Below are 22733 nucleotides of genomic sequence, written 5' to 3'. Positions count from 1 at the left end.
CCGGCCCGGCGGGTGCGGCGGGTCAGGCGGTGGCCCGCCGCACCAGCCGGGTCGGCGTGATGACGGAGGACGGCGGGCGGTCGCCGCTGCCCTCCTCCGAGCGCCGTACCAGGCCGCGCAGCAGCAGGCGCACCATCAGCCGGCCCATCTCCTCGATCTCCTGACGGACCGTGGTCAGCGGTGGGTCGGCCGGTCCGGCGACCGAGGCCATGTCGTCGAAGCCGACGACCGCCACGTCCTGCGGCACCCGGCGGCCGCGCTCGCGCAGCACGCTCAGCGCGCCGGTGGCCATGAGGTCGGAGGCGACGAAGACGGCGTCCAGGTCGGGAGCGTGCTCCAGGAGCTCGGCCATGGCCCGCCCGCCGCCGCTCGCGGAGAAGTCCCCGGCCGCGACCAGTCGCGGGTCGGCGGCCGGCAGGACGTCGTGGTAGCCGGCGAGCCGGTCGACGGACGCGGTCTGGTCGAGTGGTCCTGTGATGGTCGCGATGCGCTCCCGTCCCAGGGATACCAGGTGGCGCACGGCCTCCCGCGCGCCGCCGCGGTTGTCGGAGTCGACGTAGAGGATCCCGCTGTCGCCGTCCGCCCCCGGCCAGCCGGGACGGCCGCCGAAGACGGTGGGCAGGCCGATCCGCCGGATGATGCCCGGCAGCGGGTCCTCGGCGTGCAGGGAGAAGACCAGGGCGCCGTCGACGTGACCGCCCGAGAGATAGCGGCCGACCCGGTCGTAGTCGGCCGTCCCCTCCACCAGCAGCAGGACGAGCTGCGAGTCGTGGACGGCCAGCTCCCGGCTGATGCCGAGCAACTGCTCGGCGAAGAAGGGGTCCGCGAAGACCCGGGCTTCCGGCTCGGCCACGATCACGGCCACCGCCCCCGTCCGCCGGGTGACCAGCGAACGGGCCGCCTGGTTGGGCACGTAACCCAGTTCCTCGACGGCCCGGCGGACCTTCTCGACCAGGACCTCGCGTACCCCGTTCCCGCCGTTCACCACCCGTGAGACCGTGGCCCGGGAGACGCCGGCCAGCTCGGCGACGGCTTCCAGTGTGGGGCGCGGTGCGGAGATCTGGTCGGGCAACGGGAGCTCCTCTCGGGACGGCGACAGCCTAGCTCTCCGCCTGCGGGGGGCGAGCCCCCTGCGCCCCAGCTCGCGGGCCTTGCCGCCGATCTGACGGATCGTCAGCGCACGGGAAAGCCGAAGGCGTACCCCTGCTGCTTGAGCCACGGCAGGATCTGGCGCAACGCCTCCACGGTCTGGCCGCGGTCACCGCCCGCGTCGTGGAAGAGCACGGTCGGGCCGTTGGTGATCTCGTTCTTGACGGTGCCCACCAGGGCGGCCGTGCCCGGCTGCTTGAAGTCCTCGGAGTCCACGTTCCAGCCCAGCGGGCGCATACCGCGCGAAGCGGCGAGCTGACGGCTGTACGGGGTGAAGGCGCCGCCAGGGGCGCGGTAGTAGAGCGGTTTGACGCCCCCCGACGCCGTGGTGATCATGCGCTCGGCGTCGAGGATCTCCTTGGCCTGATAGGCCCGCGACTTGCTGTTCATCGTCGTGTCGTGGGAGACGGAGTGGTCGCACAGCCGGTGCCCGGCGGCCACCACGGCCCGCACCATGTCGGGATGCGCCTGGGCCTGCGTGCCGACCATGCAGAAGGTCGCCTTCACGCCGTTGTCCTCGAGCACCTGGAGGATCTGCGGGGTCCAGGTGGGATCGGGGCCGTCGTCGATGGTGATGTTCACACCGTGGGGGCCCTTGTCCGAGGCGTGGGCGATGTCCATGTTGACCAGCGGGGCCGGGAGTTGTGCGTCCGGTACGGAGGTCTGCCCGGGTATGGGGCGGGGCTTCGGCGTGGCCGTGGCCGTGGCGGAGGGCTTCACGGACGGCCGGGACGCGGCCGCCGCCCGGTCGCCGGCGGACCCCGCCTGGGCGGTCCACGCCGACACCGCCGCCGTCACGGAGACCACACCCACCGCCGCCGCCAGCAGGCGCCCGTTCGTCCCCCGTATCCCGCTCCACACCATGTCCGCCCGCTCCCTGTGTCTTCCGTTCCGCCCGTGCACAGGGGAGGACGGAGCAGGGGCGGTCCGGGATCCACCTGTTACGGATTCCGGACGATTCCGCGGGGGGAATGCGACGCTCCGCGCGGCCCTCCGGACCGGGACCAGGGCCCGTCAGCCGGGGTCGCGGGCGACCCAGCCGCGTTCGTAGGCGTGCCAGCCCAGTTGCAGGCGGGTGGTGACGTCGGCGAGTTCCATCAGGCGCTTGACGCGGCGCTGGACCGTGCGCAGGCCGAGGCCGAGCTGCTTGGCGGCGCTGGCGTCGGTGAGCCCCGCGAGCAGGAGCGAGAGGATCCGCAGGTCGACCGCGTCCGGCGCGTCGGGCGACTCCTCCGCCGGCCCGCCGCCGGGGTCGAGGCGGATCGGCAGCGCGTCGCGCCACACGCTCTCGAAGAGCTCCATCAGCGAGTCCAGCAGCCCGCTGCCGTGCACGACCAGCGCCGCCGGTCCCGCCGCGTTGCGGCCCAGCGGGACCATCGCCAGCGAACGGTCCGCGACCACGAGCTTGGTCGGGACCCGGTCGACGACGCGTACCTCCTCGTCGCGGCTGAGGGCGGCGGTGATCCCGGCGATGCCGTCGGTCCCGCTGATCACCTCCCGCTCGATGACCACGCGGAAGCGCACGCCGCGTTCGACGGCGCGTGCCTCGGCGGTGTTCTCCGTGCCGCTGACGACCATCGGGCTGCCCGTCACCAGGGCGCAGACCTCCTTCTCCGCGCCCAGTTGGAGCTGCGCGAAGCGGTGCGTCACGGCGCTCACGCCGGTGACGACCTCGACCAGGTCGTGCACGGACGGCTCGGCCGCCTCGGCGCGGTACTCCTGTGCGAGCAGGGCGGCGGCCATTTCGGCCTGCTCCAGACCGTGCCGTCGCTGGGTCAGCAGGGCGCCGAGCGCGACGCTGGGCGGCGCGGCCACCCAGCGGCCGGAACCGGCGGAGGAGTGTGCGACCAGCCCCTGCCGCTCCAGCCGCCTCAGTATGGCGACGGTCTCCTCGTCGGGCCGCCCGAGCCGGTGCGACAGGTCGACGACCTCGGCGGCTCCCAGGCCCACGAGGGCGCGGTAGGCCGCCTCCTGGGCATCATCCAGCCCAATGGCACCGAGCACGGGCACCCCTTTCCCCGGGCTCCCGGAGGTTCGCCGGGAATGCGCCCGGAACGGTCGCGGACAACACGCGGAAATGGCGGGAATGAGCCATGGCGCAATCCCGCCTGTCGACATCATCCCTGTTCGAACCCCTGTCCTGGCAAGGTGTCCCCACTGGATCGTCCGGCGTGCGGCCCGAGGAGGGGGCCGGCCGCCCGTCGGACCGTCGGCGTGCCCGAAGTCTGTTTCGCCGCCCGGGTCCCGGTGGACAATAGGGGCATGAGCCAGCAGGGGGAGACGGGCCGCCACCAAGAGGACCAGTGGTGGCGGCAGTTGTACGGCCGACCCGATCCCGGGGCCGGTGAGCAGGACGACACGCTCGACGACCGCTACACGTCGGCGGTCAGCGCGCTGGGCGACGACCCGGACGCGGAACCGGGACCGCGGGGCCGGGCCGCCGGGAGGCCCGAAGCCGGTGGCGCGGACGGGAGCCGGACGGAGCCCGACCCCAGCCCCCCGGACACCGTGCGGTTGCGGCGCCAGGCGCCACCGCCCGAGGAGACCGTCCCGCGCGCCTGGCAGCACCTGGGCCCGCCGGAGCCGAGGACACCCGAGCCCCCGGGACTGCCCCCGGGGTGGGCGCCCGCCGAACCCTCGGCCGGACAGAGCGCCCCGGCCGCCCCTGTCGCCCCGCCCGCGCTGCCCGACGCCGGTGTCCCGGAGACCCGCGTCCCCCAAGCCCGTACCGCGCCCGGCGTTCGCATACCCGGCCTGTCCGGCACCGAGGCCGCCGAGTCCGCGATCACCGTCCCGGACACCACCTATCTCGGCGACGGCCCGCCCACCTATGCGCCCGAGCCCACCTCCTGGCCCCTCGCGGACCCCGGGGCGCTCGACGACCTCGTCCCCGACACCGTCCTGGACGGCGCCCAGTACGGCGTGCTGACGGTGCGCACGGCCGCCACGCGGGGCGACTCCGCCCGCTACCGGGGCGAACCGCGCCGCGACGCCGTCCTGACCGCCCGCTTCGGGGCCGGGGACGACGCCCTTCTGTTGCTCTCCGTCGCCACCGGCCCGCGCGTCTCCGCCGTCGCCCACCGCGCCGCCCGTGACGCCTGTCACTGGATGGCCTCCGCCGTGGGCCGCAGCCACGCCCGCCTCGCGGAGGACATCCGCGCCTCGCGGCGCGGCGCCCTCAAGTCGGGGCTGCACCGCCTGACCGACCGCTGCTGCGGACGGCTGCGGGCCAAGGGCGAGGACTTGGGCCTGGACCCGGCCGAGTACGAACCCAGCCTGCGCTGCCTGCTGCTGCCCGTCGACCCTGAGTGCCGGATCCGGCTGTTCTTCGGCGTCGGCGACGGCGGGCTGTTCCGTATCCGCGGCGGTGAGTGGCAGGACCTGGAGCCCCTGGGGTCCGGGGAGCCCTCCGAGCCCGAGGACGGTCCGGCCGTGGACTTCCGCTTCCGCGCCTCCGTCGCCCGCCCCGGTGACACGCTGCTGCTGTGCAGCGGCGGCCTCGCCGACCCGCTGCGCGGCGAGCCGGCACTCGCCGCGCACCTGGCGGAGCGCTGGGGCGCCGCCGAGCCGCCGGGGCTTCCGGCCTTCCTCGGCGACGCCCGGACCCGGGTCAAGGGCTACGCCGACGACCGCACCGTGGTGGCCGTCTGGGACGCCTGAGGCGTCGCCGGAGTCAGGCGCAGTGTCAGGATCTGGAAGGGGCGCAGGCCCACCGCGACACCGTCCCCGTCACGCGGTGCGTCCTGCGCCGGCCGCTCCAGCAGATCCGTGACGCGCGCCCCGGCGAGCGCGAAACCGGGCACGAGGGTGCCCGAGGCCCGGCCGCCCCGGGACTCGTACAGGCGCACCACCACGTCCCCCGAGCGGTCGTCGGCGAGCTTGACCGACTCCACCGTGATCCCCGGGTGGCCGCCGACACGCAGCGGCGGCCGGACGGGCTCCGCCTGCGCGGCGGGGCGCAGCGGCAGGTTGAGTGCGAGCCCCTCGGCGACGGCGTCGCCGACCGCCGCCCCGGGAAGCAGGGCGTAGGTGAAGCGATGGGTGCCCTGGTCCGTCTCGGGGTCGGGGCTGTGCGGGGCGCGCAGCAGCGTCAGCCGCACCGTCGTGTCCGTACCGGAGCGGCCCGCGTCGTGGCCGTACGTGGAGTCGTTGAGCAGCGCGATCCCGTAGCCGGGCTCGCCGACGTGCAGCCAGCGGTGGGCGCAGATCTCGAAACGGGCCGCGTCCCAGCCGGTGTTGGCGTGGGTGGGGCGGTGCACATGGCCGAACTGGATCTCGGCGGTGGAGCGGTCGGCGAGCACGTCCAGCGGGAACGCGGCCTTGAGCACCTTCTCCGACTCGTGCCAGTCGGCGTCCGTCACGATCTCCAGCCGCCGACTGCCGGCCGTCAGGCGCAGTTCCTGGGTGATCCGGCTGGCCCCGAAGGCCCGTACGACGCGGACCACGGCACGCAGCGGTCCCCGTTCGACGAGCTCGACGGACTCCGCGTCCGTCAGATCGGTCACCTTGCGGCGGTAGTGGCGGTCGATGTCCCAGGCGTCCCACTTGTTGGGGTGGTCGGGGTGGAGCTGGAGCAGGTTGCCGCGGGCGCCCGGGGCCAGCACCTCCCGGTCCGCGGCCAGATCGCGCACCGACGACAGCAGGCCGTCGCCGTCGACGCGGACCCGCAGCAGCCCGTTGTCCAGGACGATCAGGCCGTCCTGGTGCGCGGCGGTGACCGGCTCGCCGAGCGAGGACGCGCCGGCCGCGGCGCCCCCGAGCGCGGGCACCTCGACGGCCACGGCGGCTCCGCCGTCCGGCAGCGGCTGCGCGACGGTGCCCGGCGGCAGCGCCTCCAATGCCTCCGCCGTGAGTTCCACGACCTCGCGGCGCGCGTACGGGGAGGCGTTGAGGACCCCCGGCGCGCGGTCGTCCTCCGCGCAGGTGCCGGTGAGGGCGGTCACCGCGCCCGCGATGATCCACTCCAGCTCCTCGCGCAGCTCGGCGTAGGTGTCACGGGCCTCACGGTGCACCCAGGCGATGGAACTGCCCGGCAGGATGTCGTGGAACTGGTGCAGCAGCACCGTCTTCCACAACCGGTCCAGGTCCTCGTACGGATACGCGTACCCCTCCGGGTCGCGCAGGGCCGCCGCCGTGCACCACAGCTCGGCCTCCCGCAGCAGGTGCTCGCTGCGCCGGTTGCCCTGCTTGGTCTTCGCCTGCGTGGTGTAGGTGGCGCGGTGCAGCTCCAGGTACATCTCGCCGGACCAGACCGGGGCCCGGTCCCCGTACTCGGCCTCGGCGGCGGCGAAGAAGGCGGCGGGTTTCTCGATCTCCACCCGCGGCGAACCCTCCAGGGAACGCAGCCGGCGCGCCCGCTCCAGCATCTCGCGGGTGGGGCCGCCCCCGCCGTCGCCCCAGCCGAACGGCACCAGTGAGCGGGTGGCCCGGCCCTTCTCCGCGAAATTGCGCACCGCGTGGGCGAGTTCGCGGCCGTCGAGCTGGGAGTTGTAGGTGTCGACGGGAGGGAAGTGGGTGAACACGCGGGTGCCGTCGATGCCCTCCCACCAGAAGGTGTGGTGCGGCATCTTGTTCGACTGGTTCCAGGACAGCTTCTGGGTGAGGAACCACCGCACCCCCGCCAGCCTGGCCAGCTGCGGGAACGCCGCCGTGTAACCGAACGAGTCGGGCAGCCAGATCTCCTCCGTCTCCACGCCCAGTTCGTCCAGGAAGAAGCGCTTGCCGTGGACGAGCTGCCGGGCCAGCGCCTCACCGCCGGGCATGTTGGCGTCGGACTCCACCCACATGGAGCCGACCGGCGCCCAGTTGCCCGCCCGCACCGCCTGCTGGATGCGCTGCCACACCACCGGCTGGTGCTCCTTGACCCAGGCGTACTGCTGGGCCTGCGAGCAGGAGAACACCAGCTCGGGGTAGTCCCGCGCGAGCGCGGTGACATTGGCGAAGGTGCGCGACGCCTTGCGCACGGTCTCGCGCAGCGGCCACAGCCAGGCGGAGTCGATGTGGGCGTGGCCGGTGGCGGAGACCCGGTGCGCGCTGGTGTGCGCGGGCCGGGACAGCGCCTCGGCCAGTTCAGCGCGGGCGGCGGCCGCGGTGCCGGGGACGTCGTGCAGGTCGAGAGCGTCGAGCGCGTCCTCCAGGGAGCGCAGGATCTCGTGCCGGCGGGGGTCGTGGAAGTCCAGTTCGTGCATGAGCCCTTCGAGGACCTCGATGTCCAGCACCAGGTGCCAGACGTCCTCGACCAGGACGGCGAGTTCCGCGGTGTCGAAGCGGTACAGCGGCTCGCGGCCGGCCGTGCGCACGTCCCCCAGCGGGGTCGGCCGCCAGTCGCGCAGCACCGCGGGGTTCGCGGCGGCCTCCAGCAGCAGGCGCACCTGCTCGCCGCCCCTGGCGGGAGAGGCGACCGGGACATGGCGGTTGAGCGGATGGACACCCTTCACGGGCGCGCCCTCGGCGTCGTACACCAGTCCCTCGGCGACGAAGCCCGGTCCGTCGTTGCCGAAGCCGGGGTCGATCACCGCCTCCACCCGGCGGCCCGCCCAGCCGGCCGGGACGGCGCCCTCCAGACGGAACCAGCTGGTCGACCAGGGCGGCCCCCAGGGGGTACCCGGGGCGAAGGGCTCGAAGGCGCCGTCCGAGAGCGCCTTGAGCGCCTCCCCGACGGGCACCGGCTCGCCGTCCACATGCCACGCCGTCAGGGCGAGCGGCACCCGGTCGGCGTAGATCGCGGGCCTGATGAACTGGCCCATCGCCCTGGTCAGACGTCCCTCGACCAGCAGTCGGTCGTCGTGCATCTCAACTCCTCGGGGTCGGCTCACCGGATGGATTCCCCGTCAATGCGGTGGTGTCCCGTAACGCCCGGAAGACTGACGGGGTTTTCGGGGCATGAGAAAACTCGCGCGTCCCGGCGGACTCTCTCGGCGCAGGCTGCTCGGAGCCGCCGCCGCTCTCGCCCCTGCCACCATGGCCTCATCGCTGTCCCTGTCCGGAACGGCCGCTGCCGCCGCCCCCGACCCCTACGCGGGGCTCGCCCAGGAGGCCGTCACCGCTTTCCGCAGCGCCTGGGACGCCTACCGGCGCCTCGCCTGGGGACGGGACGAGCTGCGCCCGATCAGCGGCACCGGCTCCGACTTCTTCATCCCGGGCAGCACACTCGGCCTGACGATCATCGAGGCGCTCGACACGCTCTACCTGATGGAGCTGGACGGCGAGCTGGCCGCGGGCGTCGAGTGGGTCAAGAACGACCTCGTCCTCGACCAGGACGCCCCTGTCCAGGTCTTCGAGACGATCATCCGGCTGGTGGGCGGTCTGCTCTCCGGACACCTGGCCACCCGGGACCCGGTCCTGCTCGACCGCGCGCGCGACCTCGCCGACCGTCTGCTGCCCGCCTTCACCCGGTCGCCGACCGGGGCCCCGTACCGTTACGTCAACCTCTCCACCGGCGCCGTCAGCGGCAAGGAGAACAACCTCGCCGAGATCGGCACCTGCATCACCGAGTTCGGCGAGCTGTCCCGGCTCACCGGCGACCGGCGCTACTACGACGCGGCCAAGAAGGCACTGCGCGCCGTCTACGACCGCCGCTCGCGGATCGACCTGGTCGGCACGGCCCTGAACGTCGAGACCGGCGCGTGGACCGGCACCACCGCCACCCTCGACCCGCCCGTCGACTCCTTCTTCGAATACCTGTGGGACGGCTGGCAGCTGTACCGCGACCCGGACCTGCGGACCTGGTACACCACGCTCACCGCGGCCGTCTTCCGCCACCTGGCCGAGCGGCGCGACGGCCGGCTCTGGTTCCGGCAGGCGGACATGACCACCGGGCGCACCATCAGCCGCTTCCAGTCGGAGCTCACCTCCTTCTACGCCGGACTGCTCGCCCAGAGCGGCCGGATCGCCGACGGGGAGGCGTACCACGACAGCTGGACCGCCGTGCTCGCCGACCACCGACTGCCCCCGGAGGTGATCGACTACACCACCCTGCGCGCCGTCGACGCCTCCTACCCCCTGCGTCCCGAGTACGTCGACTCGTGCCTGTTCCTCTGGCTGATCACGAAGAAGGAGCGCTATCGCTCGCGGGCGCGCGACATGTTCCTGAGGCAGAAGAAGTACTGCAAGGTCCGCAACGGTTACACGGCGATCAGCGATGTGACGACGCGGCCGATGAAGCAGACGGACCTCACCCCGGCGTACTGGTTCAGCGAGAACGCCAAGTATTACTACCTGCTCTTCGCCAAGGCCCGTCGCTTCGACTACGGCTCCAACTACCTGACCACGGAGGGGAACGTGTTGCGCGGGCTGCGCTGACCGTGCGACCGATGTGACCGTGCCGACGGGTACCCGGTCAGCCGGCGACGACCACCTCCGCCTCGTGCCGGACCGGGAAGTTGACGGAACTGGCGATGAAGCAGAGCCGGTGGGCGTCCTCGTGCAGGGCGACGGCGGCGTCCACCATGGTGGCCGAGGCCACCTCCACGCGGGGGTGCAGCACGGCCTCGGTGAAGTGGCCGCCGCCGTCGCCGGTTTCCTCCATGGTGGCCTCGGCGCGGTCGGTGTAGGCGGTGACGACCACTCCCGCGACGGTGCACACATGCAGGTAGGAGAGCATGTGGCACTGGGACAGGGCGGCGAGTTGGAGCTGTTCGGGGTTCCAGCGGGCCGGGTCGCCGCGGAAGGCGGGGTCGGAGCTGCCGGGGATCGCCGGCACCGGAAGTCCGGGTGCGGACACCTCGTGCTCACGGCTGTAGGCGCGGTACGCACTCGTCCCCGAGCCCCGGTTGCCGCTCCAGGCGACCTCGGTGGTGTAGGTGTGGCGCTTGCTGATGTCGGGCACGGCTACGGCGTCCTCTCGTGTGGGTCGTCCCGCTCGGAGGCGGCGCAGGTGTCCGCCACGTGCTCGCGGGCGGCCGCGTGGGCCTCCGCCGCGCGGCCCGCCACGACGGCGGCGAGCAGGCGGCGGTGCTGGGCGGCGACTTGCTCGGGGCGTTCCGGGGCGGAGAGGGAGCGGCGGGTGGAGACCTGGATCTGGTCCCACAACCGGTCCAGCGTGCCGGCCGCCACCGGGTTCGCGGACAGGACCGCGATACCGCCGTGGAAGCGCCGGTTGTGCCGGACCGCCTCCTCCAGGCGTCCCGCCGCCGTGGCCTCCTCCGCCTGCGCCGCCACCCGCTCCAGCGCGGTCAGTTCTGCGGGGGCCACCTCCCCGCGCCGCTGCCGTTCGGCGGCCAGCTCGGCCGTCAGCGCCTCCAGGGCGCCGCGCACTTGGTAGGCGTGGCGCAGCGCCTCCGGTCCCAGTTCGACCACGCTCACCCCGCGCCCCGCCGAGCGCACCAGCCCGTCCGCCACCAGCGCGCGGAAAGCCTCGCGCACCGGCGTACGGCTCATGGCCAGCGCCGCCGCCGTCTCCAGCTCGGTCAGGCGCTGGCCGGGGGCGTACACCCCGTCCAGAATCAGTTCCCGCAGCCGCCGATGGGCGGTGTCCGTCTGGTGCACCCGTCCACTGTATCCATTGCATGCATTGGATACAAGAGCGCAGCGTCTGCGGCCCATGACTGGAAGTGGCCGCGCCGGGGCATGCATTGCGCGTAGATGGTCGACCCCGGAAGGGCGCGAGCTGCCGGAGCGGAGCCGATGGAACGTCAGCCTGCGCAGGCGAGCGGCCGGGAGGTCGGGGACACCGCCGAAGCGCACCACCTGCACCGTCCGCTCCAGCACGCCGACCTGCCGGCGGTCGCGGATGTCCGCAGGCTGTTGCGCGAGTCCTTACGGCACTGGGGCGTCCCCGCCCTCGCCGACACCGCCGTCCTGCTCACCACCGAACTCGTCACCAACGCCCTGCGGCACACCGACCGGGGCGCCGTTCTCACCGCCACTTTGACCACGGGGCCCAACGCGCCCGCGGGGTCCGCGCCTCCTTTGTGCCGACTGCGCGTGGAGGTGCGGGACTTCAACCACCGCCACCCTCGGCTGCGCGCCCCCTCCACGCACAACACCTCCGGGCGCGGTCTGCAGCTCGTGCAGTCCCTCGCCGACGCCTGGGGCGTCCACGCCGAGGGGGACGGCTCCGGGAAGGTCGTCTGGTTCGAGCTGGACACGACCTCAGCTTGACGGAGCGTCACGTCACGTTTCCCGGGAACGATGCAGCCCCGGCCGGGAAGTCCCCGGTCGGGGCTGCGATGTGACGTGAGAAAACGCGGGCGGATCAGCCGTACTGGCGCTCCAGGTCTGCCAGCTTGCGCTCCAGGGAGTCCAGCTTGGGCAGCGCCATGGTGTCGTCCTCGGCGGTGAGGTCGATGGTGGTGCGCAGCGCCTCTTCACGGGCGGGCGACAGTGCGGGACGGGAGCGCGAGGGCAGTTCGGCCTTCTCCGGCTCTATGGCAGGCTCCGCGGAGGCCTGGGTGGCGGCGGGGTTGGCACCGGGCAGCTCGTACTTGCTGCCGCCGCGGTTCCAGATGCGGTGCTGCCGGTTGATGGCCTTGATGCGCGCGCGCTCCAGCCGCTCGTGCTCGCGGCGGCGCATCGCCTCCCGGTCCTTGCGGACCCGGTCGTCGCGGACCTCCTCGACCGCCTCGTCCAGGGTGCGCACGTTCTCGAGCAGCATGAGCGACCAGGCGCCGTAGGTCTCGCGCGGGGCGCGCAGCCAGCGGACCATGCGGATCTGCGGCAGCGGGCGCGGGATGAGTCCCTGCTCGCGCAGGGCCGCGCGGCGGGTCTGCTTCAGGGCCCGGTCGAAGAGGACGGCCGCGGAGAGCGACATGCCGGCGAAGAACTCCGGGGCGCCCGCGTGGTCGCCGCCGCGCGGGGCGTGCACCCAGTTGAACCAGGCCGCGGCGCCCGCGAACAGCCAGACCAGGATGCGCGAGCCGAGGGCCGCGTCGCCGTGGCTGGCCTCGCGGACCGCGAGCACGGAGCAGAACATGGCGGCGCCGTCGAGACCGAAGGGCACCAGGTACTCCCAGCCCCCGGACAGGCCCAGATTCTGCTGGCCGAAGCCGACCAGGCCGTGGAAGGACAGGGCTGCCGCGACCGAGGCGCAGCCGAAGAGCAGGACGTAGGAGGCCGTGCCGTACATGGCCTCCTTCTTGCGGCGCCGATCTTCCGAGCGCTCCCAGGAGTCGCCCTGGGCGGTCTCGTCCTTGCGGGCCTTGCGGTTGCGGAGGAACACCGCCGCGGCGGCGAGGACCGCCACGCACACGGCGCCCGACAGTGTCCAGTCAAGCGTTATGTCCGTAAATCTCATACGTGCGATTCCTTGCGTCGCAGTACCGTCGCGCTCGGGCCGCGAGACGGCGTTCGCGCGACATCCTGGCGAACGCCTCGGGCGCGTGAAGCGGTTTCGGGACAAGAGAACGCCAACGGGGTGGTGGCGTGGGGAGAGACCGACAGAATGCTCGAACTGGGGAGCGTTTTTAGCGCAGTTGACCTAGTTCAAGCCTCTGGCCTGACCTGGGGCCGGCCGCTTGGCGGGCGAGGCGCCGAGTGGGCTGCCGGGCGGGTCGGACAAAAGATCCAAATGAGGTGAGCCTCGCCTTGTTTCGCTTCCGGGGGCACGACGGGAGGTAAGTTCTCGAAGCAGGTCGTGGAGAGTGTTGCAATAGAGGGCGGCGCACACCGACTGTAGGAGTGCGCCAGGCGCATACCGACCCGTCCGAAGGAGCCCCCGTGGAGTACGCCCCCCGAGCCGCGCTGCGGGCCGAGGCGGCCGCCGCCGCGGCCCCCGGGCTGCCGCCCGGCCATGACGAGCTCGTCCGGGGTGCCCATCCGCATGCCGAGCCGCGCCAGGAGGCCGAACCCCGCCGGGACGCCGTCGCGGGCCAGGCGGAGGCACTGCCCCGGCCGCGCCGGATGCCCGAGCGGCACTCCGTGCGCGACCAGGTCCTGCGCGCGCTGCGCGGCGCCCTGGTGACCGGCGAGCTGCGGCCCGGCGCCGTGTACTCGGCTCCGGCGCTCGCCGATCGCTTCGGGGTCTCGGCCACGCCCGTCCGCGAGGCCATGCAGCTGCTCGCCCGCGAAGGCGCCGTCGAAGCCCTGCCGAACAAGGGCTTCCGGGTCGCCGAGCGCAGCCGCCGGGACCGCGCGGAACTCGCCGAGGTGCGCGCGCTCATCGAGGTGCCCATCGTCCTGCGGCTCGCCCGCACCGTGCCACCCTCCCGCTGGGAGCAGTTGCGGCCCCTGGCGGAGGCCACCGTCGCCGCTGCCGCGCTCGGCGACCGCGTCGCCTACGCCGAGGCCGACCGGGTCTTCCATCGCGCACTCCTGGAGGTCTCCGGCAACCGGCAACTCGTCGCCGTCGCGGAGGAACTGCATCGCCGCGCCCAGTGGCCCGTGGCCGAGGACCACGCACGCGCAGGCGGCGCGCCGCGCGGCAGCCGCGCCGAACTCGTCGCCGACGCAGGCGAGCACGCCGCGCTCCTGGAGGCCCTCGTCAGCGGGGACCTCCCCGTGGTCGAGGCACTGGCCCGCGGTCACTACGGCGGCTGAAGCCCGTCCCGCGCGATCCGGCGGTGCCTTTCCGGCTGCCCAGGGGGGACGGAAAGGGCTGTGCCTTCCCATTCGGCCGGTGAATTGTGGGAAACCTGTCGGGAACCATTGCCGTTCCCGTGGTCCCGCGTGCTGACGCACGGAATTCTCCCCGGCCCGAAAGGGACGCGATAACCTTGTGACGCCCGCCCGGCGGGCCCGCATTCGGGCCCCGTTCGCCACTCACTGCGGCCTTGCCGTGGGCGGCCCACCCCGCCTCTTCGCGCAAAGGGCGCGCGTATACCGTTCGTGCATGACTCATGGATATCTTCGGCCCTTGGTCGGCCGTGTGCGGCGGCGGCGGAATTCGCTGCTCGGTGCGGCAGTGGGCGCGCTCGCGCTCACCACGGCTGTGACCGGATGCACGAGTGGCGGTGCGGCTGCCGCCAAGGGCGTGGGAACGCCTTCCTCGGGGCCCGGCGCGATCGCCTCGCCGCTCGGTGCGCCCCTCTCCCCGACCCCCTCGGTGAGTGCGGTGGACCCATGGACGAAATGGGGGCTGAAACCGCTGGCACCGGCCCCGGAGCCGCCGGCCGTCAAGCCGGTCGAACTCACCGCTCACGGTCCGGTCCCGGTGATATCGAATGTGCCGACCAAGGAGAAGATCGTCTTCATTACGATCGACGACGGCCAGGAGAAGAGCCCCGAGTTCATCAGGATGCTCGAGGACCTGAAGGTCCCCGTCACCATGTTCCTGATGAATGACGCGATCAAGAGTGACTACGGTTATTTCGCACGTCTCCAGGGCCTGGGAAACCATGTCCAGAACCACACGCTGCACCACCCGGACATGACCGGGCTGTCGGCCGCCGGGCAGCGCGCGGAGATATGCGGCGACCAGGAGGTCCTCACCCAGCGGTACGGCACGGCCCCCCTCTTGTTCCGTCCGCCGTACGGCGCCGGGGCGTACGCGGACTCCCTCAACGCGGCGGTACGGCAGTGCGGTCCGCGGGCGATAGTGCTGTGGCGCGAATCCATGCAGATCAAGCAGATCCAGTACCAGACCGCGGACAGGAAACTGCGCCCCGGAGACATCATCCTCGCGCACTTCCGCGGTCCCGCGGAACTCAAGGGCGTCACGATGACCCACATGTTCGCCAACATGCTCCGCCATATCCGGGAACAGGGGTTCACCGTGGCCCGCTTGGAGGACTACATCCAGGCGCCGCCCGCCGCGCAGTGAGCGCCCGCCCTGTCGCAGGGGTGAATTGATGCGTTCTCTCACGAGGGTTGGGGCCGGCCGCTGCGCCGACACCGCCGATGACGGCGGTCCGCTGATCCCGGCGTCCGGCAACTCCTCGGCGTACGAAGGGCGGTCGCGGCCGGCGAACCCGGCTGCCGCCCGAACCCCGCGGTCCCCGCGTGAGGGAGGCGCGGGCGTTCTCTCCCGCCGCGCCGACGCTGCGGCCTGCGTCGATGCGGGCGCCCATCACTCGATGGGGTGAGTCACCAATCTCCGCCCGGGGCCGTGACGAATCACTGGCATGAGGATCTTGAGCCCGCGGCACTCGTGGCAACCGGCGGACAGCGCGACAGGCGCTGTCCGTGCGGGCCGCCGCGCCCGGTGCCGAATCCGAGTCGGATTCGGCCCGGAGCAGCGGCGCTCGGCCGCCGACCGCGCTCCGGATCCCCGAACTGCCATGACCCCGGGGCGTGACGGCCGGCTCCATGGGCCAGCCTCCCCCCCCTGAAGATGAACGATCAAGGAGAGCCCCCGATGAACACCCTGCGCCTGCGCCGTGCCGCGATCGCCGTGGCCGCCGCCGCCGTCCTGCCGCTCGCTCTGACCGCGTGCGGCGGCGACGACACCAAGGACAGTTCCTCCAACGCCGCCTCCACGGCGCCCTCCACCCCGGCCGGCGACTCCGCGAGCGAGGGCCCGGGGGACGTGATGGCGTTGGACAGGCCCTTCGGCGCGGCTTGTTCGGCGGTGCCCAAGGACGGTGCCGGCAGCTTCGACGGGATGTCCCAGGACCCGGTGGCCACAGCCGCCTCGAACAATCCGGTGCTGTCCACGCTGGTGGCCGCGGTGAAGAAGGCCGGTCTGGTCGACACCCTCAACAGCGCGCAGAACATCACCGTGTTCGCGCCCACGAACGACGCGTTCGCGAAGATCCCGAAGGCCGACCTGGACAAGGTGCTGAACGACAAGGCCATGCTGACCAAGATCCTCACCTATCACGTGGTGGGGCAGCGGCTGACGCCCGCGCAGCTGGCGGGCGGCTCGTTCACCACGCTGGAGAAGGGCAAGCTGACCACGGCAGGCTCCGGTGAGACCTACACGGTCAACGACGCCTCCCACGTCGTGTGCGGCAATGTCACCACCTCCAACGCCACCGTCTACATCGTCGACACCGTCCTCATGCCCCAGTAGGCGGCCGAGACCGGGCGGCCCGGGGGAGGGGAACGGCTGTGCGCGACGAGCGCCGCGCACACCTCCCCCCGGGCCGCCCTCCCCCTCCGCGGGACCCGGTCCCGAAACCCGTACGGCCTCACCCCCTTTGGAGACCCCCATGGACGTCGCGGCCCCCGGCGACCCCTGCGCGACACCGCACCACGGGTTCCTGGAGGCGCTGATCGGCCGCATCGCCCGCGGCGACCAGGAGGCGTTCGAGACGCTCTACACCGCCATGGCCGGCTCCGTCCTCGGCCTCGTGCGCAAGCTGCTGCGGGATGTGGCGCAGTCCGAGGAGGTCGCGCAGGAGGTCCTCATCGAGGTGTGGCGCTCCGCGGCCCGCTTCGACCCGGACAAGGGCAGCGCCACGGCGTGGATCATGACGGTCGCCCACCGGCGGGCGGTGGACCGCGTCCGCTCCGTCCAGCGGGCCGCCGACCGGGAGCACAAGGCGGCCGTCCGCGACCACGAGACGGCGTTCGACGTCGTCAGCGACCAGGTCGAGCGGCGCCTGGAACGCGAGCAGGTGCGCCGCTGCCTGAGCCGGCTCACCGACCTGCAACGCGAGTCGGTGACGATGGCCTACTACCGCGGATACACCCACCAAGAGACCGCCGACCTGCTGAACGCGCCCTTGGGCACGGTCAAGACACGGCTCAGGGACGGTCTCATCCGGCTTCGCGACTGCCTGGGGGTAACGGCATGACGTCCACCGATGCGCACACCCTGACCGGCGCCTACGTCCTGGACGCCTTGTCGGAGCGAGAAGTCCGCGATTTCAGGGGGCACTTGGCGCGGTGCCGGACGTGCACCGCCGAGGTGCGGGAGTTCCACGAGACCGCGGCACGTCTGGCCCTGGCCGCCGCGGTGACCCCCCCGGCCTCGCTTCACGCCCGGGTCGTGGCGGCGCTCCCCGGGGTCAGGCAACTCCCGCCGCTGCCGGCCGGAACCGCCGGCCTGGTGCCCCTGGGCGGCCGGCGGTGGCGCGGGCGCCTGCCGTCGCTGGTCGCCGCCGCCTGCCTCGCCTCGGCCGCGGTGCTCGGCAGCTGGGTCGTCCACACCCGTCAGGCCGTCGACGTGGAGCGGGTGCGCGCCGCCAGGGCCGAGCAGGGGGTCCAGGCGCTGGCCGCGGTGATGGCCGACCCGCGGGCGCGGTTCCGCAATGCCGGGCTCAGCGGGGGCGGCACCGCCACCCTGGTGGTCTCCGCCCGGCAGCGCCGGGCCGTGGTCCTCTTCGACGCGCTGCCCGCGCTCGCGGACCAGCGGGTCTACCAAATCTGGTACAGCCGGGACGGTGCCATGCGGCCGGCCGGACTGCTCGGTCCCGGACAGCGCGCCGGAACCGTCCTGCTGACCGGTGACCCGCGGTCGGCAGGAGCGGTCGGCATCACCGCGGAACCGCGCGAGGGCTCGCCCGCGCCGACGAGTGCGCCGCTGGCCCTGCTCGCGCTGTGACCGCCTGCGGAGGGGCCCGAGCGGCCCGCTCCTACGCGGGCTCCTCGCCGTCCAGGGTCTCCGCGAGCCACACGGGTACGCCGCCGAGCAGCCGGAACAACCGCGCGGCCTCGGCGCGCAGCCGGGCCGCCTCCGGGTCGGGCTCCACGGTCGCCAGTGCGGCCAGGGCCGGGGCGGCGCCGATGACGTACCCCGTCTCCACGCGCAGCCGCAGCGACTCCGCGAAACCGTGCCGGGCCGCGGCGAGGTCGCCGTCACGGGCCGCGAGTCCCGCCAGGTGGCCCCAGGTGAAGGAGGTCAGCAGCGCGTCGCCGTGCGCTTCGGCACCGGCGTGCGCCCGCAGGTAGGAGGCCCGGGCCGCCGTCGCGTCGTCGCCCAGCTTCTCGGCCACCAGCCCCCGCCGGAAGTCCAGCAGCGGCCGGCCGGGCGCGCCGGGCTCCAGCAGTGCGGCACTGCGCATCAGGGCCGCCCGTGCCTCGTCCGCGCGGTCCCGCGGTCCGAAGAGCGTCACGAGGTACGCCAGGTTCCCCCGTTCGCAGGAGGCCTCGCCGCGCTCGTTGTCCGTACGGGCCAGGGCCTCCGCCGTGCGCAGCGCGTCCTCAGCCTCCGCCCAGCCGTCCAGGGTGAACATGCACCGCTCGATCAGCAGCGCCGCCCGCCGCGTGGCGACCTCCGGCCGTTCGGCCGCGTACGGCGCCAGCAGCGCCGCGGCCTCCGTCCAGCAGCCCCGGCCGCGCAGCCGCGCCACGTCGGGTGGCTCAGCGCCGCCTTCGACCGTCGGTGCCACCCCTGCGTCCGACATGGCGGTGTCCGCCACTTGCCCTCCCGAAGCGCGTCATCGAGCCCGTTGGGCGAAGTCCAGCACGGCACGGGGTGCCGCGCCAAGAGGGCGGACACGCTGTGATCGCGGCGCTCCCCGCCGCGCGCGCTCCCCGCGCCCCGAAAGGACCGGGCGCAAGCCCCCGCCAACCGCGGCCGAAATGCTCCCCGAACCTCAACCGACCAGCGGCGGAGCCGACTTCATCACCTCATGCGCCGGCTCCCCGGCCCGTGCGGTGAGGGCGATGACTTACCGGTTGCGGGTGATCGACTTGTGCTCGACATAGCCGGTCAGGCCGACCTTGCCGTACTCGCGGCCCACTCCGCTCGCCTTGTAGCCGCCGAACGGGCCGTCGAAGCTCATCGGGGAGCCGTTCAGGGTGACCGTGCCGGTGCGCAGCCGCCGGGCGACGGCCAGAGCCCGCTCCGGATCCGCCGACCAGACGCCGCCGGAGAGGCCGTAGTCGCAGTCGTTGGCGATACGGACGGCGTCGTCCTCGTCGTCGTAGGCGATCACGGCCAGAACCGGTCCGAAGATCTCCTCCTGGGCGATGCGCATGGAGTTGTCGACGTCCGCGAACACCGTGGGTGTGACGTAGTTGCCCTTCTCCAGGCCCTCGGGGACCTGTGGGCCGCCGGTGACCAGGCGGGCGCCCTCCTCGATGCCGAGGGTGATGTAGTCGATGACCCGCTGCTGCTGGTCGCGGCGGATCATCGGGCCGATGAACGTGTCGGGGGCGGCCGGGTCGCCGACCTTCAGCGACTCCACCATCTCCTTCACCGCCGCGACGACCTCCTCGTAGCGGCTGCGCGGGGCGAGGATGCGGGTCTGCAGGATGCAGGCCTCGCCGTTGTTGGCCAGCGAACCGAACCGCAGGCCCTGCACGGTGGCCGGCAGGTCCGCGTCCTCCAGGACGAGCGCGGCGGACTTGCCGCCCAGCTCCAGGCCGACCCGCTTGAGGTGCGCGCCGGCGATCGAGGCGATACGCCGGCCGGCGCGGGTCGAACCTGTGAAGGAGATCTTGTCCACGCCGGGGTGCGAGACGAGGTGCTCGCTGGTCCCGCGGTCCGCCGGCAGGACGCTGAGCACGCCCTCGGGAAGCCCCGACTCATGCCAGAGTTCGGCCAGCAGCGTCATGCTCAGCGAGTTCTCCGGGGAGACCTTCAGCACCACGGTGTTGCCGGCCAGCAGGGCCGGCACCAGCTTGGCGGTGGCGGCGGAGAACGGCGAGTTCCACGGGATGACGGCGGCGACCACGCCGATCGCCTCGCGTCGCACGACGGTGTCGAAGGCCACCGACGGATCGGACGGCTCGACGACCTCCTCCCAGCCGAAGTCCTCGGCCGCCTTGAGGTAGGCGCCGACCTGGCGGGTCAGGAACGGCTGCCCGGCCCGGGTGAACCAGCCCGCGGAACCGTTCTCGGCGGAGATCGCCGCGGCGACCTCGTCGGCACGCGCCGTGCGCAGGGCGTCGTAGCGCCGGACGATCGCCTGCCGCTCCTCGGGCGCGGTGTGCGGCCAGGGACCGTGGTCGAAGGCGTCGCGGGCCGCGGCGACGGCCGCGTCCACATCGGCGGGCGCGGCCTGCGCCACGCTGCCCAGCAGGGACTGGTCGTGCGGGGAGAGGATGTCGAGCAGCAGGTCAGGGTTGCTGGGGGCGACCCAGGAGCCACCGATGTAGAGCCTGTCGTGAACAGTCATGTCGTTTCGGTTCCTTCGTGCGGGACTTCGTGCGGGACGTGGCGGGGGGAGAGGGGCCCGGAAGGGGGTGGGGCCCTCCGGGGCGACCGGGGGCCTGCGGCGCCGGAGACCCGGAGTGTGTTCTCGTGCCGCCTCCCCTGACGGCAACTCCAACGTAGACGGTTCTCCAGAAAATGCAACACACATGTTGCGCTTCTTGTAGGAGTCGCATCTCACAGTGTACTTTTGGTGGAGTAAGTGATGCCGGCCGGTAGAATCGCGGGATCATGAGAGCTGATGCCGCACGCAATCTGACCGCGGTCCTCGAGGCCGGGGCCCGCCTCCTGGCCGAGGACCCGGGCACCTCCATGGCGGCCATTGCCGCGGCCGCGGGCGTGGACCGCACGACGGTCCACCGCCGCTTCGTGAACCGTGAGGCCCTGCTCGGTGCGGTCTTCCAGGCCAAGCTCGACTCCGCGGAACGCGTCCTGGACGAAGCCCGTCTGACCGAGGCCCCCGTCCAGGTGGCCCTGCACCGCTACCTCGAGGGGATCATCCCCGTCAGCCGCCAATGGCCCGTCGACACCCGGCGCATGATGGAGAAGGACCCCGGGGCCCGCGTCCGCCGCCAGGAGCAGAGCGCGCGACTCGACGCCTTCGTCCGACGCGCCATCGACGAGGGGTTCCTGCGGGCGGACGCCGACCCGGCCTGGGCGCGGACGGTCCTCGACGGACTCGTCGACGGCATCGCCCACCGGTTCCCCGAGGTGGACCCCCCGCAGGCCGCCGACCTCGTCGCCGCGACGCTCCTGAGCGGCCTCGGCGCGAACTGACGCCCGGCCCGCAGGCGGCGGTCAGCTCATCCGCAGGGCCAGGAAGAAGTCGACCTTGTCCTCCAGCCGGGACAGGTCACGGCCCGTCAGCTGCTCGATGCGCCCGATGCGGTAGCGCAGGGTGTTGACGTGCAGGTGCAGCCGGTTCGCGCAGCGCGTCCAGGAGCCGTCGCATTCGAGGAAGGCCCCCAGGGTGGGGATGAGCTCCGCGCGGTGCCGCTGGTCGTAGTCCCGCAGGGGGTCCAGCAGGCGGGCGGTGAAAGCGCGGCGGACGTCGTCGGGGACGAAGGGCAGCAGGAGGACGTGGGAGGCGAGTTCCTCGTGGCCCGCGGCGCACACGCGGCCGGGGCGGGCGGCGGCGACGCGGCGGGCGTGGCGGGCCTCCTCCAGAGCACCGCGCAGGCCGTCCGCGGAGTGGACGGCGGCGCTGACGCCCAGGGTGAGCCGGCCGTCGCCGTCGAGCCCGCGGGTGAGGGGGGCGCGGAGCATGCCGAGCAGCCGCTGGGCGGAGAGTTCGGGCGCGGGGCCCTCGGTGTCCACGGAGGAGAGCGGGACGAGTGCCAGGGCCTCGTCGCCCGCGTGGGCGACGGCGATGCGGTCGGCGGGGTCGGAGCCGACGGCGGCGGGATCGACCAGGGCCTCCTCCAGCAGTGCCTGGGCCACCGGCCCCGACGGCACGTCGCCGTCCGTCCAGTCGACACGGGCGACGACGACCTGCCAGTGGGGCGCCGCGCCGAGCCCCGGCGCGAGGACGGGTGCGGCGACCCGCAGCCGCGCGGCGATCTCGGCCGGGGCCGCGCCGGCCTGGACCAGGTCCATGACCTCCGCGGCGAGCCGCCGCCGCACCGTGCGCGAGGCGTCGCGGCGCTCGCGTTCGACGGAGATGAGCTGGGTGACCCCTTGGAGCAGGTCGAGGCGCTCGGCGGGCCACTCGCCCGCGTCGGCGTCGACGGCCAGGAACCAGTCGGACAGCAGGGTGGCCCGGACGTCGGCCGCCGGATCGCCGCTGCGGATCGGGAAGAGGGAGTAGGGGCGGCCCGCCGCGTACGCGCGGTGCGGGGCGGGCCGCCCGGTCCGGGACGCGGCGAGGTGCTCGCCGGCCAGTTCGGCGCGGACCTGCGCGGGCAGGGGATGCTCGGACCCGGCGATGCGGCGCCCGGTCGTGGACAGCACCCACGCGCGCAGGTCCAGGTCGCTGCCGAGCAGGTCGAGAACGGCGTCCGGGCCACCGCCCGCGGGGCCCGAGGCCATCAGCCGGCGATGCCGCTCCACGACGGCGGCCAGGTCACCGGCGCGCCCGCTGGAGACCTGCCGTACGACGTGCTCGGTGATGGAGGCGAACGCGACGTCCTCGTCCACCGCGAACAGCGGCAGCCGGTGCCGGGCGCAGGCCAGTATCAGGTCGTCCGGGACGGAGCCGAGCTCGGCCTCGCCCGCCGCGAGCCCCGCGACCCCGGCCGCGGTCAGGATGCGCACGAACCGTTCGGAGTCGGCGGGTTCCCGGCGCCAGGCCAGACCGGTCAGGACGAGCTCACCGCCGGTGAGGTAGCGGCTGGGGTCCTTCAGGTCGGTGGTCATCACCCCGCGGACGGTGCGGTCGAGTTCCTCCTCGCCGCCGAGCAGCCGCAGGCCGAGGGCATCGGTGTCCAGGAGTGCGCGCAGCCGCATCGTCGTCGCCTTGTCTCGTACGCCTCCGGTCAAGGGCGGTATCAGGGTGGCGCCTGATGCATGCGTCGGTGTTGCCGCCACGATGCCGACAGGTTTCCGGTCCGCGATTTTCGGAGGAATCTACAAAGCAAGCCTACCGACCAGCCAAGTGCTTCATGTGTTCGGTGACTGCACCCGGACGGGTGCATGGAAGTGTACTGAGTCACATCGCGTGAACAGG

The 22733-nt window shown here is 73.1% G+C and carries 19 protein-coding genes; 9 read left to right on the top strand and 10 right to left on the bottom strand.

Translation table 11 applies throughout. The features are described 5' to 3' along the window. Positions 1–22 precede the first annotated feature (22 nt). The 3 genes from RV983_RS09380 to RV983_RS09370 all read right to left on the bottom strand — a co-directional run bounded on the left by RV983_RS09380 (position 23) and on the right by RV983_RS09370 (position 3153). On the bottom strand, positions 23–1072 hold the full coding sequence (locus RV983_RS09380) for a LacI family DNA-binding transcriptional regulator (protein ID WP_475985334.1): 1050 nt from the start codon (positions 1070–1072) through the stop codon (positions 23–25). Between the two features lie 101 nt (positions 1073–1173). After that, entirely contained in the window at positions 1174–2013 is an 840-nt protein-coding gene (locus tag RV983_RS09375) for a polysaccharide deacetylase family protein (RefSeq protein WP_475985333.1), read from the bottom strand. Between the two features lie 150 nt (positions 2014–2163). Next, positions 2164–3153, bottom strand: a complete 990-nt coding sequence (locus RV983_RS09370; protein WP_475985332.1) for a helix-turn-helix domain-containing protein — start codon at positions 3151–3153, stop codon at positions 2164–2166. A gap of 258 nt (positions 3154–3411) precedes the next feature. Here RV983_RS09370 and RV983_RS09365 point away from each other — a divergent pair, with 258 nt between their 5' ends. Further along, a complete protein-coding gene (locus RV983_RS09365) occupies positions 3412–4809 on the top strand; it encodes a protein phosphatase 2C domain-containing protein (RefSeq protein ID WP_475985331.1) in 1398 nt (465 codons plus the stop codon). Here RV983_RS09365 and RV983_RS09360 read toward each other — a convergent pair. Beyond that, positions 4767–7940 carry an alpha-mannosidase gene (locus RV983_RS09360; protein ID WP_475985330.1) on the bottom strand — a complete coding sequence of 1058 codons (3174 nt, stop codon included), beginning with the start codon at positions 7938–7940 and terminating at the stop codon, positions 4767–4769. The two genes, RV983_RS09365 and RV983_RS09360, sit on opposite strands and share 43 nt — an antisense overlap. 91 nt (positions 7941–8031) lie before the next feature. On the opposite strand from RV983_RS09360, the gene RV983_RS09355 reads away from it, so the two are divergent. Continuing rightward, on the top strand, positions 8032–9450 hold the full coding sequence (locus tag RV983_RS09355; protein ID WP_475985329.1) for a glycoside hydrolase family 47 protein: 1419 nt from the start codon (positions 8032–8034) through the stop codon (positions 9448–9450). Between the two features lie 37 nt (positions 9451–9487). Here the strand turns inward: RV983_RS09355 and RV983_RS09350 are convergent, their stop codons facing one another. Together RV983_RS09350 and RV983_RS09345 are read right to left on the bottom strand one after the other, a co-directional pair. Then, entirely contained in the window at positions 9488–9976 is a 489-nt protein-coding gene (locus RV983_RS09350; RefSeq protein WP_475985328.1) for an OsmC family protein, read from the bottom strand. Between the two features lie 2 nt (positions 9977–9978). Then, positions 9979–10635: a GntR family transcriptional regulator gene (locus tag RV983_RS09345; protein WP_475985327.1), complete on the bottom strand. Its 657-nt coding sequence runs from the start codon at positions 10633–10635 to the stop codon at positions 9979–9981. Between the two features lie 138 nt (positions 10636–10773). Between RV983_RS09345 and RV983_RS09340 the strand changes: the two genes are divergently transcribed. Next, positions 10774–11250, top strand: a complete 477-nt coding sequence (locus RV983_RS09340) for an ATP-binding protein (protein ID WP_475985326.1) — start codon at positions 10774–10776, stop codon at positions 11248–11250. A gap of 94 nt (positions 11251–11344) precedes the next feature. On the opposite strand, the gene RV983_RS09335 is transcribed toward RV983_RS09340, so the two are convergent. Further along, positions 11345–12382 carry a DUF2637 domain-containing protein gene (locus RV983_RS09335; protein WP_475985325.1) on the bottom strand — a complete coding sequence of 346 codons (1038 nt, stop codon included), beginning with the start codon at positions 12380–12382 and terminating at the stop codon, positions 11345–11347. A 422-nt stretch (positions 12383–12804) separates the two neighbouring features. On the opposite strand from RV983_RS09335, the gene RV983_RS09330 reads away from it, so the two are divergent. The 5 genes from RV983_RS09330 to RV983_RS09310 all read left to right on the top strand — a co-directional run bounded on the left by RV983_RS09330 (position 12805) and on the right by RV983_RS09310 (position 17512). Continuing rightward, positions 12805–13623 carry a GntR family transcriptional regulator gene (locus RV983_RS09330; protein WP_475985324.1) on the top strand — a complete coding sequence of 273 codons (819 nt, stop codon included), beginning with the start codon at positions 12805–12807 and terminating at the stop codon, positions 13621–13623. 292 nt (positions 13624–13915) lie between these two features. Continuing rightward, positions 13916–14845 (top strand): polysaccharide deacetylase family protein, encoded by a 930-nt coding sequence (locus tag RV983_RS09325; protein ID WP_475985323.1) that lies wholly within the window; start codon positions 13916–13918, stop codon positions 14843–14845. 534 nt (positions 14846–15379) lie between these two features. After that, positions 15380–16036 (top strand): fasciclin domain-containing protein, encoded by a 657-nt coding sequence (locus tag RV983_RS09320; protein ID WP_475985322.1) that lies wholly within the window; start codon positions 15380–15382, stop codon positions 16034–16036. 139 nt (positions 16037–16175) lie between these two features. Further along, positions 16176–16763: a sigma-70 family RNA polymerase sigma factor gene (locus RV983_RS09315; protein ID WP_475985321.1), complete on the top strand. Its 588-nt coding sequence runs from the start codon at positions 16176–16178 to the stop codon at positions 16761–16763. Further along, the gene (locus RV983_RS09310) at positions 16760–17512 is read left to right on the top strand and encodes an anti-sigma factor (RefSeq protein WP_475985320.1); all 753 of its coding nucleotides are present in this window, start codon (positions 16760–16762) and stop codon (positions 17510–17512) included. Before RV983_RS09315 ends, RV983_RS09310 begins: the two co-directional genes overlap by 4 nt. Positions 17513–17543: 31 nt before the next feature. Here RV983_RS09310 and RV983_RS09305 read toward each other — a convergent pair whose 3' ends face one another. Continuing rightward, positions 17544–18314, bottom strand: coding sequence for a hypothetical protein (locus RV983_RS09305; protein ID WP_475990262.1), 771 nt, complete (start codon positions 18312–18314; stop codon positions 17544–17546). Positions 18315–18581: 267 nt separating this feature from the next. Further along, positions 18582–20033: an aldehyde dehydrogenase gene (locus RV983_RS09300; RefSeq protein WP_475985319.1), complete on the bottom strand. Its 1452-nt coding sequence runs from the start codon at positions 20031–20033 to the stop codon at positions 18582–18584. 266 nt (positions 20034–20299) lie between these two features. Between RV983_RS09300 and RV983_RS09295 the strand changes: the two genes are divergently transcribed. Further along, positions 20300–20845 (top strand): TetR/AcrR family transcriptional regulator, encoded by a 546-nt coding sequence (locus RV983_RS09295; protein ID WP_475985318.1) that lies wholly within the window; start codon positions 20300–20302, stop codon positions 20843–20845. A gap of 21 nt (positions 20846–20866) precedes the next feature. Here the strand turns inward: RV983_RS09295 and RV983_RS09290 are convergent, their stop codons facing one another. Next, positions 20867–22513 (bottom strand): PucR family transcriptional regulator, encoded by a 1647-nt coding sequence (locus RV983_RS09290; RefSeq protein ID WP_475985317.1) that lies wholly within the window; start codon positions 22511–22513, stop codon positions 20867–20869. Positions 22514–22733 lie beyond the last annotated feature (220 nt).

Source organism: Streptomyces sp. RLA123, assembly GCF_056270165.1.
This window is presented reverse-complemented; position numbering and strand designations above follow the sequence as displayed.